At 68.3% G+C, this 12,925-nt stretch carries 13 protein-coding genes; 5 read left to right on the top strand and 8 right to left on the bottom strand.

Features of this window, described 5'->3' with window-relative positions; translation table 11 throughout:
* The first annotated feature begins 14 nt into the window (after positions 1-14).
* From ON33_RS41970 to ON33_RS33775, 3 genes are all read left to right on the top strand, one after another.
* A complete protein-coding gene (locus ON33_RS41970; protein WP_157184862.1) occupies positions 15-479 on the top strand; it encodes a hypothetical protein in 465 nt (154 codons plus the stop codon).
* Positions 480-572: 93 nt separating this feature from the next.
* Entirely contained in the window at positions 573-2,267 is a 1,695-nt protein-coding gene (locus tag ON33_RS33770; protein ID WP_245551040.1) for a GDSL-type esterase/lipase family protein, read from the top strand.
* 122 nt (positions 2,268-2,389) lie between these two features.
* Positions 2,390-2,887, top strand: coding sequence for a hypothetical protein (locus ON33_RS33775; RefSeq protein WP_157184863.1), 498 nt, complete (start codon positions 2,390-2,392; stop codon positions 2,885-2,887).
* A 50-nt stretch (positions 2,888-2,937) separates the two neighbouring features.
* On the opposite strand, the gene ON33_RS33780 is transcribed toward ON33_RS33775, so the two are convergent.
* From ON33_RS33780 to ON33_RS38820, 4 genes are all read right to left on the bottom strand, one after another.
* A complete protein-coding gene (locus ON33_RS33780; protein ID WP_051153302.1) occupies positions 2,938-3,804 on the bottom strand; it encodes a MinD/ParA family ATP-binding protein in 867 nt (288 codons plus the stop codon).
* Positions 3,805-4,340: 536 nt separating this feature from the next.
* Entirely contained in the window at positions 4,341-6,716 is a 2,376-nt protein-coding gene (locus tag ON33_RS33785; protein ID WP_040863212.1) for a beta-glucosidase, read from the bottom strand.
* Entirely contained in the window at positions 6,713-7,096 is a 384-nt protein-coding gene (locus ON33_RS33790; RefSeq protein WP_169336868.1) for an alpha/beta fold hydrolase, read from the bottom strand. Before ON33_RS33790 ends, ON33_RS33785 begins: the two co-directional genes overlap by 4 nt.
* Complete coding sequence (locus ON33_RS38820) at positions 7,054-7,554, bottom strand: alpha/beta hydrolase (RefSeq protein ID WP_051153303.1); 501 nt, start codon at positions 7,552-7,554, stop codon at positions 7,054-7,056. The genes ON33_RS33790 and ON33_RS38820 overlap by 43 nt, the downstream gene beginning before the upstream one ends.
* Positions 7,555-7,705: 151 nt before the next feature.
* Here ON33_RS38820 and ON33_RS33800 point away from each other — a divergent pair, with 151 nt between their 5' ends.
* Positions 7,706-8,305 (top strand): TetR/AcrR family transcriptional regulator, encoded by a 600-nt coding sequence (locus tag ON33_RS33800; protein WP_040863214.1) that lies wholly within the window; start codon positions 7,706-7,708, stop codon positions 8,303-8,305.
* A 27-nt stretch (positions 8,306-8,332) separates the two neighbouring features.
* On the opposite strand, the gene ON33_RS33805 is transcribed toward ON33_RS33800, so the two are convergent.
* Both ON33_RS33805 and ON33_RS33810 read right to left on the bottom strand, forming a co-directional pair.
* Complete coding sequence (locus tag ON33_RS33805) at positions 8,333-8,725, bottom strand: NUDIX domain-containing protein (RefSeq protein WP_040863215.1); 393 nt, start codon at positions 8,723-8,725, stop codon at positions 8,333-8,335.
* 109 nt (positions 8,726-8,834) lie between these two features.
* Positions 8,835-9,314, bottom strand: a complete 480-nt coding sequence (locus ON33_RS33810) for a hypothetical protein (protein WP_040863216.1) — start codon at positions 9,312-9,314, stop codon at positions 8,835-8,837.
* 259 nt (positions 9,315-9,573) lie between these two features.
* On the opposite strand from ON33_RS33810, the gene ON33_RS33815 reads away from it, so the two are divergent.
* The gene (locus tag ON33_RS33815; RefSeq protein WP_040863217.1) at positions 9,574-9,987 is read left to right on the top strand and encodes a protein kinase domain-containing protein; all 414 of its coding nucleotides are present in this window, start codon (positions 9,574-9,576) and stop codon (positions 9,985-9,987) included.
* Positions 9,988-10,225: 238 nt separating this feature from the next.
* On the opposite strand, the gene ON33_RS33820 is transcribed toward ON33_RS33815, so the two are convergent.
* Both ON33_RS33820 and ON33_RS33825 read right to left on the bottom strand, forming a co-directional pair.
* Positions 10,226-12,193 (bottom strand): acetoacetate--CoA ligase, encoded by a 1,968-nt coding sequence (locus ON33_RS33820; RefSeq protein ID WP_051153304.1) that lies wholly within the window; start codon positions 12,191-12,193, stop codon positions 10,226-10,228.
* Complete coding sequence (locus tag ON33_RS33825) at positions 12,178-12,924, bottom strand: 3-hydroxybutyrate dehydrogenase (RefSeq protein WP_040863276.1); 747 nt, start codon at positions 12,922-12,924, stop codon at positions 12,178-12,180. Before ON33_RS33825 ends, ON33_RS33820 begins: the two co-directional genes overlap by 16 nt.
* Position 12,925: the final 1 nt, after the last annotated feature.

Below are 12,925 nucleotides of genomic sequence, written 5' to 3' on the forward strand. Positions count from 1 at the left end.
GCTCGGTGGTGTCGATGATCCGGGCTTCGCCGCGATGCCGAGACCTGGCCGACTTCGTAGTCGTCGAGGTGTTCGAGACGCCAGGGCGAGTTCGGCATGGCGGGGTCGGATGCTATGCGGCGGGTGAGTTCGGCGCGCCCGGCGTGAAGAACGAAGTGGCGCAGGCGGATTCCGGCCATTTCGAGTCCCGCGCGGATCTCGTGCCAGTACTGCTGGAAGAGCACCGATTGCGGAACGATGAGCACGCCGCCGACATAGTCGAGAATCTGGGCCGCCGCCACGACCAACCGCGCCACGGCTGCCGGTCCTGGAAGTCGCGCACGGGCATTGAACCCAGAACGTGGCGGAGCATTGCTCCGACCTCCTCGGTGTCGAAGATTCTCGACTCCGGCAGTAGGCGCGCCAATTCGGCTGCCGTGGTGGTTTTTCCGGCTCCGAAGGTTGCCGTTCAGCCAGATGATCATGCTGGCCGAGGTTAGTGAGGTTCGGGCGAATGGCGGTTCGGGACGGGCGATCGCGCTCGACCGCGCCGTGTTGCGCAGGTCGGCCGCGGCTTCGATGACGCGCTGCCGATGCTGGTCGCGTGCCGACGCCGTGCCATCGGATTCGATTTCGACGGGGTCGCCGCCCTGGCCTCCGAGATCACGGGCCGAACCATCAAGCGCGTCACCGTTTCCGACGAGGACTTCCGGCAGCAGATGGTGAGCTACGGCGTCCCGCTATGGCAGGCGGACATGATGGTGGATATCTTCACCGCCGCCCGAGCCGGTGAATTCGCCACGGTCGAACCGACATTGGCGGAGTTGATCGGCCGCGAACCGATCGGCTTGGACACGGTGCTGCGCGAGGCGTTGCCCGTGGGCCGATCTTATTGCCGAAAACTCTGTAAGGTATTACAGGAATTGCTAGCGTCGGCCAGCATGACACCGCAATGCCGCCCCACCTCTTCGACCGGTCTCGCGAACGGCGGCAGGAGGGGCGGCGGGGCCGCGGCGGCGATGCTGGCGGCGCTGGCCGTGCACGGAATGGCCCCGGCCGCAGCCGAACCGGTGCCCGATTCGGGCGTCGGCGCGCATTGGGTGAGCACGTGGATGGCGGCGCCTTCGGATTCGTTCAGCGTCGTGGATCCGTCCGTAGCGCCGCAGCTTCATCTGTCGGACCAGACCTACCGGCTGATCGCGACCCCGCATCGGGGCGGTGCCACGTTGCGCATCCACCTCACCAACCGCACCCGGCCGACCCCGGTCGAGTTCACCCATGTCACCATCGCCAAGCAGTCCGAAGGCGCTGCGGTGCAGCCGGACTCGATGCGCGAGGTCACCTTCGACGGCAGCCCGAGCGTGACGGCCGCCGCGTACGGCGAGGTCCTCAGCGATCCGATCGACCTGCCCTTCGGCGCGTTCGAGCCGCTGGCGGTGAGCGTGTATGTCGCCGGACCCGCGGTCCTGCCCACCGAGCATTTCGACGCGAACGCCACCAGCTTCTACAGCCTCCCGTTCGCCGGGGACACGACCGGCGACCCCGCCGGGGCCGGCCTGCCGCTGCGCACCACCTCGATGCCGTTCCTGTCCGGCCTCGATGTCCGGGCCCCGGAGGCGGTGAGTACCATTGTCGCCCTCGGTGATTCGATCACCGACGGCTATGTCGCCTCGAACGTGCTCGGCATCCCGCAGGACCCCGTCGTCGTCGACCGCGCCCAGCGCTACCCCGATTTCCTGCAGCACCGACTGGATCAGGCCGGACTGCCCTTCAGCGTCGTCGACGCCGGCATCTCCGGAAACCGGCTCACCAGGGACGGGCTCATCCCCCAGTTCGGTCCCGCCGCGCCCACCCGGCTCCAACCCGACATCCTCGATCAGCCCGGCGTCACCGACGTCATCATCTTGGAGGGCATCAACGATCTGGGCATCCCGGTCGGCGCGAGCTACGACCAACTGGCGAGCGGCTACACCAACCTCATCGACCGATTACACGCCGCCGGCCTGCGCGTCCACCTCGGCACCATCCTGCCCGCCGCCAATGCCCTCAACGACGGCATCCTTACCTTCCCCACCGCCGACCCTGTTCGCCGGCAACTGAATTCCTGGATCCGCGGCCAGCAACTCGCCGACAGCGTCATCGATTTCGACGCTGCCCTCCGGGACCCGGCCGACCCCTCGGTGCTGGCCCCGCGCTACGCGGGAGCCGACAACCTGCACCCGAACGCCGCCGGACATCGGGCCATGGCCGACGCCATCGACCTCACCAGCTTCGGAGGCCGGAGCTGATATTCCGCCGCATCGCACCGGGAGACAATCGCATTCGGAAATTCCGGACACCCCGTCTCAGGTATTCCCCTTTGTCAGTTCGATTGCCGCGCAAATGGTCTCGAATGGATTACGATGATCTTGTGAGTGACCCGATTCCGTCGGCGAAGGTGCTGTTGGAGAGTCGCCTGCGGATGGTGCTGGACGGCAGCCCCTATTCCGTACGCTCGGTCCACGATGGCCTGCGGGTCGAACGGCCCTATGACAAGGACCGGACCCGAACCCCCTACAGCTATTCGCTGCGGCTCAACGAAAAGCACAGCCGCGCAAGGTTCTTCCGGCTCTACTGGCCGAACAGCGAGGGCGAGCGCCCACACCATTGGAATCGCGATCCCGACCGGATCGGCGAATCCATCAAATCGGAACTGGCCATGATGGGCTGGAAACTGGGACGCACCCGAAGGGAATGGCTCTCCGCCATTCTCGGCACGATCATCTGGCTCGCGCTCCCGGGCACCATTGCCGCATACTCCGGGCAGGCCTGGTTCCTTGCGATATTCGGTGCCGTTCTCCTCGCGGTCGGGACCGTCATCGTGGTCGGGGTCGTCGTCCTCCTGCGCCGGTCACGTTCCGGAGCGTGACCCACGGACCGATCCCGGAATTCGCTGCGGCACATCGCTGTTCGGACAGATCAGCGCAGTAGGTTGGCCAGTTGCCGGTAAGCAGCGCGGGTGGGCGGCGCGAGTCGGCGCCAGCTGACCGGGCCACCGGACCCCAGATGCGCGTCGTATGGGATCTCGGCCACCGCCCGGACCACATCGCCCAGGTACTTCCGGACATGCTCGGTCACGAGCGGCCCGTCCTTGGGGTGTTGCCGGGTGACGACGATGACCGCCTCGGCCAGGTGGTACTGGCTGTAGTTGTCGTCCAGCCAGATGAGCGCGGGTTTGAGCCGGTTGACAGCGTCGGGCCGGGCGGCGAGCGTGATCACCAGCGAGATCCGCGAATCCGACAGCAGCGGCGCCACCATCCGATTGGTGACCGGTGCGCCACCGTCGTACACCGGCAGACACCCCGCCTCGACCAGGTCGCGATGGACCGAGGAGTAGGTCTCGCGCCGGGGCAGCGCCTCGGGCCCGCGCGGCAATACGCCCACGCCCGAACTGTTTTCGCCGCAGCTGTCGATCACGGTGGACGGCAGACTGCGGTGGGTCATGCTCAGCCAGGACTGGACGGTGCCGGCGGCGTCGATGGTGTCGCAGCCACGGGCGGCGAGGTCACCACCCGTGGTGGTGGCGTCCACCACGATCGGCGAGTGTTCGCCGTAGTCGTAGGCGGCCGCGCCCGCGATGCCCAGGGCGGTGGTGGTCGCGCCGGAGCCGCCGGAGCTGCCCAGCACGAGGACGGGTGGCAGGTCGGCCCACAGCAGGTAGCCGTTGCGCGGGTGCATGCGCACCACGTCGGTGGGCGCTCCGGGCGGGGCCGGACGCAACAGCAGGGAAAGGTCGGTGGGAGTGGAGGAAAGAGCGGCGGGATGATCCGGGAAATTTTCGGACACTCTAGATTCCTTTGATGCGAGCGGCAGACGATGCTGCGGAATCTTCTGGTCACCACGTCGCGGAGGACGGCAACGTCGGCGTCATCCATCGCGTGCACGATCGTCGGCGCAGCCGGCCCCCTGGTCTTCTCGCCGTCGACACCCACACCGCGTCGACAAGCGACCCCTGCGCCTCGACAACTTCGCTGAAGTCTCGAGTTGTGTCCCCCCGGATACCCCCTACCCGCCTAGCTGTCGATCAAGAGTGCAAAAGGGTTGCTGTGCAGCCCCTTTCAATGTGGCCAGATATTACCTGATCTTGTCATGCCGGCAGCGATATCCACAGCCGGGGCGAAACTCCGGCACTGAATGTCAGCGCACCGCCCGGAGGGGCACAACCGCGGCCGCACCCAGCACCGAAAGCAGACCCCCGACTCGGAATAGCGGCGGGTACCCACTGATGCTCACCATCGCCGACGCCAATAAAGGCCCCAAAGCATTCAGAGCGTGCGGACGGGCAACGGGTTCCGGCCGGAACCCGTTGCCCGTCGAGGCGATCAGCCGATGTCGGAGGTGAGGGGAAGCGTGGTCACCGAGGTGCCGACGTGCAGGGTGAAGGTTCCGGGTTCGATCGCCCAGCCCTGATCGGTCCAGTGCTGGAAGGCCCGCTTCGGCAGTTCGACGGTGGCGGTGACGGATTCCCCCGCGTCCGCCTCGACCACCGTGAAACCGGCCAGCCAGCGCACCGGCCGATCGATATCGCTGCGTTCCCGCGACAGATAGGCCTGCACGACCTGACGGCCCCGGCGCGCACCGGTATTGCGGGCGGTGACGGTCGCGGTCCGGCCGGACACTGCCAGCTCGTCCAGCTGCCAGGTGGTGTAGCCGAGCCCGTGACCGAACGGATAGGCCGGGGCCACACCGGATTTCAGCCAGGCCCGGTAGCCGATGTGAATGCCCTCGGAGTAGGGCAGCGCGTTGCCGGGCGCCGGCTTGGTGTCCAGCACCGGCACGTCGGCCATGGTCTCGGGCCAGGTGGTGGGCAGCCGGCCGCCGGGTTCGGCGGCGCCGGTGAGCACATCGGCGAGCGCGGCCCCGAATTCCTGACCGGGGAACCAGGTGAGCAGCACGGCGGCGACCTCGTCGCGCCACGGCATCTCCACGGGCGAGCCGGAATTCACCACCACGACGGTGCGCGGATTCACCGCAGCGACCGCGGCGACCAGGTCGTCCTGCCGGCCGGGCAGCCGCAGCGAGGTGCGGTCGAACCCCTCGGACTCGATCTGCTCGGTGGTGCCGACGACCACCACCGCCACCTCGGAGGTCCGCGCCAATTCGACTGCCGCCGCGAACTCCTCGTCATCGGAGCGGCGGGGGCGGCCGATCGCGGAGGTGATGCCCATGGCCGGGAGGCCGCCGCCGGGCACCATGCGCACCAGCACGTCGACTTCCTGGCCCTCGGTGAGGGTGCGGGTCACGAACCGCTGCGGCGGATTCAGCAGCATCTCGACCGGATCGGCGCCCGCGGGCAGCACGGTCTCCTCGAGCACCTGCTCGCCGTCCAGCGCCAGGGTCAGGGTGCCGACACCGGCGAAACCGATCCGCCATTCCCCTGCCGCGTCGGCCCGCAGCCGTCCGCGCAGCTCGATGGCCTTGGCCTGCAGCGCGTTCGGATTGCCGAACAGCATGAGGCTGCCCGCGGTGCGATGCTCGATGTCCAGCACCCGGTCGCCGTCGAGGTACCGCAGCGACAGCCCCGGCTCGCCGGTCTCGGGATCGGTGACCAGGTTCAACGGAACCGGAATCATGTTCTCGCTCAGGTACACACCCGGCGTGTGGACCACCGGCAGCACCGCCGACAGTCCCCGCAGCGGGGAGGTGGTGTGCGCCGGAATCACGGTCGCGCTGCCGCCGCCCATGAAACGCGGTTCGGCAGCTGCGGATCCGAGCAAAGCGACCTGCGCGGGCGCGCCGAGCGGCAGCGTGCCGTCATTGGACGCGAGCACCATGGCCTTGGCCGCGGCCTCGCGCACCAGGCGCTGCGACGCCTCGTCGCTGAAAGTCGGGACGGACCGGGGCGTTCCGTTCAACGCGCCGACCCGGACGGCGAAGCGCAGGATGCGCCGCACCTTCTCGTCGATCGCGGACTCGGGCACCTCGCCCTTGCGCACGGCCGCTTCCAGCGGCGCGCCCCACAGCTCCCACGGGCCGGGCATGGCGAGATCGTCGCCCTTGGCGGCGCCGAGGGTGGAACGCACGGCGGTCCAGTCCGATACGACGACCCCGTCGAAGCCCCACTCCCCCTTCAACGGTTCGTCGAGCAGATCGTTCTCGGTCATGGTGACGCCGTTGACCGAGTTGTAGGCGGCCATGATCATCCAGGCGCCCGCCTCGACCGACCGCTCGAACGGGTACAGGTACAGCTCCCGCAGGGTCCGCTCGTCGGCGACCACGTTAGCGGTGAAGCGCTCGGTCTCGGAGTCATTGGCCACGTAGTGCTTTGGGCACGCGCTCACCCCGTGCGCCTGCACGGCCCGCACATAGGCGTCGGCGATCTCGGCGGTGAGCATCGGATCCTCGGAGAAGCATTCGAAATGCCGTCCGCCGAGCGGGGATCGGTGCAGGTTGATGGTCGGCCCGAGCACCGCGTACACGTCCTTGCGGCGGGCCTCGGCGGCGATGAGCGCGCCGATCTCGGTCAGCAGGTCGCGATCCCAGGTGGCGGCCAGCGCGGTGCCCGAGGGCAGGCTGACCGAGGGGTCGCGCTCGTCCCACTGCTCGCCGCGCACGCCGGACGGGCCGTCGGAGACCGGCATCTCGGCCAGTCCGATGCCCGGCTCGCCGGCGAAGCGGAAGAAGTTCGCGCCCGAGATCAGGCGAATCTTGGCGGGAAGATCCAGCTTCCCGAGCAGGTCGTCGATGATGTCGGTCACGCCTGTTCCTTCCAGAAGGTCACCAGGTCCGCGCTGACCTGCGCGGGGACATCCTCGTTCGGTACATGACCGGAACCGGGATAGACGGCCGTCTTCGCGCTCAACTGTGCCGCGAAGCGCTCGTGCACCTCGGGCGTCCACAGGTCGTTGGTGTCTCCGAAGGCGACCAGGATCGGCACGCCCGAATCCCGCAGCACGGCCGGATCTTTCACCGGCGGGTCGGCCATGCAGGTGAGGATGCCGATGATGTTGGCCTTCTTGGTACGCAGGATCCGCTCCCGCAGGAACTCCATCCGCTGCGGCGAGGGCTGCTGGTCGGCCTGGGCCATGACCGCGCTCATCTGCTGCCAGATGGTCTCCTGCCCACCGGCTTCCACCATCTGCGCGACCAGCACGGCGGCGGGAAGTTGATGTCCTCGACGGAGGACGGGCCCGACGCGAGCAGGGTCAGACTGCGGAACCGCTGTGGCCGTTCGATGACCGCGACGCGGGAGACGTAGCCGCCGAAGGAATGCCCGACCAGATGAATGGGCTCGTCCGGCGAGATCTGATCCACCACTACCTGCAGGTCGCCGACGAAATCGGCCAGGGTGTACCCGGTCACCTCGTCCGGCCCCTCGGATTCCCACTGCCCGCGCTGGTCATAGGCGACCGCCCGGTACCCGGCCGCCGCGAGCAGCGGCAGCATCCCCTCGAAGTCCTCCTTGGAGCCGGTGAAGCCCGGCACCAGCAGCGCGGTGCCGAGACGCTCGATCCCGGCGGGCGGCTCGACTTCCCAGGCGGCCAGCTTTCCGGCCGCTCCGCGCAGCGTGATCGGCGTGATCGGGGCCTGACTCATCGGCAATCCCTTCCCTACGTACTGCCCTGTACGGCTGGCACGAGTGTGCCAGTGGAAATCCAGTTTACCGAGCGACCATTAGGTACTGTTATCGTTTCGTGACCATAGCCCAGTTTTGCCTGATCAAGCCGCATGACTAGTGTCCCACCTCATGACGCCCCACCCCCGACGCCGCAGACGGGGCGACGACCGCCGCGAGCAGATCATCGACGAGGCCCTGAAGGCCTTCGCCGACAACGGCTATCGCAATACCGCCATCGCCGAGATCGCCGAACGCTGCGGCCTGTCGCAGCCTGGGCTGCTGTACTACTTCCCGAACAAGGCCGCGCTGCTGTCCGCGGTCCTCGACTACCGCGACCGCCTCGACTACGACCGCCTCGGGTTCGGGCAGCAGCTGCGCGGCAAGGACGCCCTCGTCCGGCTGACACAGCTGGTCGACCACAATATGCATGTGCCCGGACTGGTCCGGCTGTTCACGGTGCTCACCAGCGAGGCCGTCACGGCCGACCATCCCGCACACGAGTGGGCGCTGAATCGCTATCGCCTGCTCCAGGACTATCTCGCCGGGGCGCTGGACGCGGGCCGGGCCGACGGCAGCATCCGCGCGGATATCGACCCCGCCGCGATCGCGCGTCAGGTCTTCGCCATGATGGACGGCCTGCAGCTGCAATGGCTGGTGGACCCCGACACCGTCGACATGGCCGCCCTCTTCCGCGCCTACATCGACGAGCTCATCGCCTACATCTCCTAGCGCCTCGGCCGGCCACGGCGGAGCGCTTCAGCCGGCCACAGCGTCGCGAAAGTGCGCGGCGAGATCGAGCCCGGCGGCCTGCTCCGGCGTGATCCAGGCGTGGTCGTCGTGCTCGTCCGGGTTGAGAGTCACCACGCCGCCGCCGTTTTCGCGCACATCGAAGACGCGCGCGTGAATCCGCAACGGGCGACCGGCCACATCCATCCACTCGTGCGCCGAGCGCTCCCCGAGCACCTCGATGCTCAGCCCGGTCTCCTCGGCGACCTCGCGCACCGCGGCCTGTTCGGGCCGCTCCCCAGGCTCGACGCCACCACCCGGCAGCTCCCACCGTCCGGCCAGGAAAACCCCTGCGGCCCTGCGGATCAGCAGAATCGTGCCGTCGCGCTCGATCCGGCAGTACACCAAGTGCTTTTCTTTCACCCGATGATCATGCGCGAACGCCGCGCGCTATCAACCGCAGCACGCCGTCGGTGTATGAACCTGGCGCAACGGGATTTTCGTGCCGGGCCGGCCTGCGGCCCGGTCCCGGCTACGCCGAATCCGCCGCGTACTGGTACTTGCCGCGATCGAGTTTGCGGACGTTGCTGTTGTCGCGCTGTGCCATCCGCCCCAGCGCCACGGCCACGTGGTGGCGGGCGCTGATCGGCAGCTCCACTCCGCGCCTCTGAAGCGCCGCGATCACTTCCGCCGGAGTCCAGGTCTGCTCCGGGTGCTCGGCGAGGAAGTCGGCTACCACTCTGGGCAGCGAGCGACCCTGGGTCGGTGCCGCCGAGTCCGCAACTTCCGGCACGTCGGTCAACTGCTCGTCGCGGGCGGTATCGAGCCAGTTCGCGACGGTGAGCAGCTTCGAGCAGGCGGCGCGCAACTCGGCGCCGGGCGACCGGATGTCACCGAGGTTGTACATCGCCTGGTAGTAGCGACCGATGTTGGTCAGCAGTTCGATGACTTGCTTCTCGGTGTCGGCGACGATGGCTTCGCTGCTGCGACCCGACTGCGCGGCCGCCGCCACTGCTCCCACGTCCACGTCCGACAATCCCTTCTCTGTTGATCTACAGATGCACGGCGCTCCCGACACTAGCCAAGCGTGGCGGCCGAATTGTGAAAGACTACAAGGTCATTGCCGCCGGCGCGCCACCAACGGCGTGTCGAAGAACTGAAATGTCTGGTTCGCCCAGTAAGGTACGCCCTCCGGCCACGATCCCGCATGATCGTTCCACCTCCGGCACACCGGAGGTTTCGGTGCGGGCGCCCAGCGCGATATTCATTCGGTGGGCAGCGCGCTCGAACCAGGCGAGGAGTTCGCCGGCTACCAGATCCTACGGAAACTGGGGGCCGGCGGGATGGGTACGGTTTATCAGGCGCGCGACCGGGGCCTGCCGCGATTCGTCGCCCTGAAGCTGCTGACGCTGCCCGGCGGCGAATCGCCGCATAGGGTGCGATTCCGGCGCGAGGCCGATACTGTTGCGCGGCTGCAGCATCCGAACATGGTGACGGTGTACGCGCGCGGCGGGGAACAGGACCGGCTCTGGATCTCCATGACCTTCGTGGACGGCACCGACGTGGCGCGCGCCCTCCGGCCCGGGGCGATGGTCCCGGCCCGGGCCGGATCGCGCGCGCCGACGGCGGTATCGGTATCGGCGCGACCGTTCAGGCCAAGCGCGGCAGCGGATCACGGATCCTGATGGCGCTGTTGCTGATCATCGCCCTGGCCGACCCCCACGCTGCAGGCCCTCGGCCGGCGCGGGACCGTCCAGCAATCCACCGTCAAGGTCACCGATCCGGCGAAGGCCGACAAGGTGATCACCCTGAATCCGGCGGCGGGCGCCACGCTCGCACTCGACGCGACAGTCACCCATCGGGGTCGGCAGCGTGAGCACCTACATCCCGACCAGCTGACACGCCGCGTCCGAGCCGATGTTCTCACCGCGCGTGGCCGCGGTACCAGGCCAGCAGTTCCGGCGCGTCGACCGCCGCCGGATCCACCACTCGCGCCGGATCCACGCCTTGCAGCAGGCGTTTCACCGGGACCTCCAGCTTCTTGCCGGTGCGGGTGTGCGGAATGCCCGGGGCGGCGAGGATGTCGTCCGGCACGTGTCGCGGCGACAGCTCGGCCCGGATGGCGGCGGTGATGCGCTGCCGCAATTCGGAGGTGAGTTCGAGTCCCGGCGCGAGCACCACGAACAGGGGCATCCAATATCCGCCGTTGGGCTGCTCGATACCCAGGACCATCGCCTCGGCGATCTCCGGCAGCCGCTCGACGACCTCATAGATGTCGGCGCTGCCCATCCGGATCCCATTGCGGTTCAGAGTGGAATCGGACCGGCCGTGGACGATCACGCTGCCGTGCGAAGTGCGGGTGATCCAGTCGCCGTGCCGCCAGACGCCGGGGTGCATGTCGAAATAGGCGTCCCGGTATCGCCTGCCGTCCGGATCGTTCCAGAAGGCGACGGGCATGGAGGGCATGGGCCGGGTGACGATCAGCTCGCCGACCGCATCGAGGACCGGGTGACCGGATTCGTCCCATGCCTCCAGTGCGACACCGAGATACGGTGTGGAAAGCTCGCCGGGCCGGACGGGCACGGTGCGGGTGCCGCCCATGAAGGCCGAGACGATGTCGGTACCGCCGCTGATCGAGGAGACCGGGATATCGCCGACATGGTCGCGCAACCAGATCGACGAGGTCGCGGGGAAGGCGGATCCGGTGATCCCGATCTGCCGCAGGGCGCGCAGATCGTGGGCGAGCGCCGGGCGTGAGCCCGCCTTCTCGCAGCCCAGGACGTACCCCGGGCTGGTCCCCAGGACCGTGGCGCGGGCGCGAGCCGCCAAGGCCCACAGGGCATCCGGCGATGGATAGGCGGGGCTGCCGTCGTAACAGACCATGGTCGCGCCCGCCAGCAGCCCGGAGACCTGGAAGTTCCACATCATCCAGCTGGGGCTCGTGTACCAGAAGAAGATGTCGTCGGGCCCGATGTCGGCGTGCAGGGCGACGGCTTTCAGGTGTTCGAGCAGCACCCCGCCATGGCCGTGCACGATGCCCTTGGGCTTGCCGGTGGTTCCGGAGGAGTAGAGCACCCACAGCGGATGCTCGAAGTCGACCGGCTCGGGGGTGAGGGCGGGAGGCGTGGACGTGAACAGGTCTTCGGTGGCGTCGTTCCAGTCGAGGATGCCGGGCAGCGTGCCGCCGAGCCGGGACACCAGGATGGTGCCGCGCAGTGCGGGCAATCCGGCTCGGAGAGCATCGATTTCGTCGAGCTTGTGGTGCGCCTTGCCGCCGTAGCGGTAGCCGTCGGCGGTGATGAGCACGACCGGTTCGAGCTGGCCCAGGCGGTCGAGCGCCGCCGCGGCCGTATAGTCCTGCCCGCACGCGCTCCAGACGGCTCCGATGCTGGCGGTGGCCAGGAAGGCGATCACGGCTTCGGGGATGTTCGGCAGGTAGCCCGCCACGCGGTCGCCCCGGCGGACACCGAGTTCTTGCAGGGAGCGCGCCAGCACGGCTGTGCGGGAGAGCATTTCGGACCAGGACAGTTCCCGCTGCGGGGTGTCCTCGCTCAGCGCGATGATGGCGGGGCGATCGGTGCGCGCATGCCTGATCACCTGGTCGACATAGTTGACCCGGGTACCCGGAAACCACCGCGTGCCCGGCATGGCGGTCGAGGCGAGCACCTCGGCGGGGTCGTCGCCCAGCTCGAAGTACTGCCATACCGCCCGCCAGAATCCGGCGATGTCGTCCACCGACCACTGCCACAGTTCGTCGTAGCCGGTGGTGCGGATTCCATAGCGCCGCTGTACGAATCGGCCGAAGTCGGTGATCCGCGCGGCTTCGATATCGGCCGCGCTCGGTGTCCACTGCGGTGCGTCCGCCACGATCTCGGTCACCGGGCGCTCCATCCGCCATCCATGGTGTACGAGGCCCCGGTCACCATGCGGGCGGCGTCGGAGGCGAGCCAGCCGACCAGCGAGGCCACCTCCTCCGGTTCCACCAGCCGCTTGATCGCGTTGTCGGTCAGCATGATCCGCTCCACCACCTCCTGTTCGGGTATGCCGTGGGCCGCGGCCTGATCGGCGATCTGCTTGTCCACCAGCGGGGTTCGCACATAGCCGGGGTTCACGCAGTTGCTGGTGACTCCGTGCGGCCCGCCCTCCAGGGCCGTCACCTTCGACAGCCCTTCCAGCGCGTGTTTGGCGGTCACATACGCGGATTTGAAGGCCGAGGCCCGCAATCCGTGCACCGACGAGAGATTGATGATCCGGCCGTACCCCTGGGCGTACATGTGCGGCAGGGCCGCGCGGGTGAGCAGGAACGGGGCCTCCACCATGAGCCGCAGCATCATGCGGAAGCGGTCGGGCGGGAAATCGGCGATCGGGCTGACGGTCTGGACTCCGGCATTGTTGACCAGGATGTCGGTCTCCAGCCGCAGGTCCTCCAGCGCGGTCACATCGGACAGGTCCACCTGCCAGGTGTGCCCGCCGAATTCGGCGGCCACCTTCTCGGCCCCGTCGCCGTCGATATCGGCGACGGTGACCGTCGCGCCGCGGGCGGCGAGCTCGCGGGCGCAGGCCGCCCCGATCCCGCTCGCCCCGCCCGTCACCAAGGCCCTGCGTCCCGTCAGTTCTCCCAGG

It is taken from the genome of Nocardia niigatensis NBRC 100131, from assembly GCF_000308655.1.
Taxonomy (GTDB): domain Bacteria; phylum Actinomycetota; class Actinomycetes; order Mycobacteriales; family Mycobacteriaceae; genus Nocardia; species Nocardia niigatensis.

Coding starts and splice junctions, on each gene's coding strand:
- ON33_RS41970 (WP_157184862.1), top strand. CDS start 15: ATGATCCGGGCTTCGCCGCGATGCCGAGACCTGGCCGACTTCGTAGTC.
- ON33_RS33770 (WP_245551040.1), top strand. CDS start 573: ATGCTGGTCGCGTGCCGACGCCGTGCCATCGGATTCGATTTCGACGGG.
- ON33_RS33790 (WP_169336868.1), bottom strand. CDS start 7,096: ATGGTGGAAGCCGGTGGGCAGGAGACCATCTGGCAGCAGATGAGCGCG.
- ON33_RS38820 (WP_051153303.1), bottom strand. CDS start 7,554: ATGAGTCAGGCCCCGATCACGCCGATCACGCTGCGCGGAGCGGCCGGA.
- ON33_RS33800 (WP_040863214.1), top strand. CDS start 7,706: ATGACGCCCCACCCCCGACGCCGCAGACGGGGCGACGACCGCCGCGAG.
- ON33_RS33820 (WP_051153304.1), bottom strand. CDS start 12,193: ATGGAGCGCCCGGTGACCGAGATCGTGGCGGACGCACCGCAGTGGACA.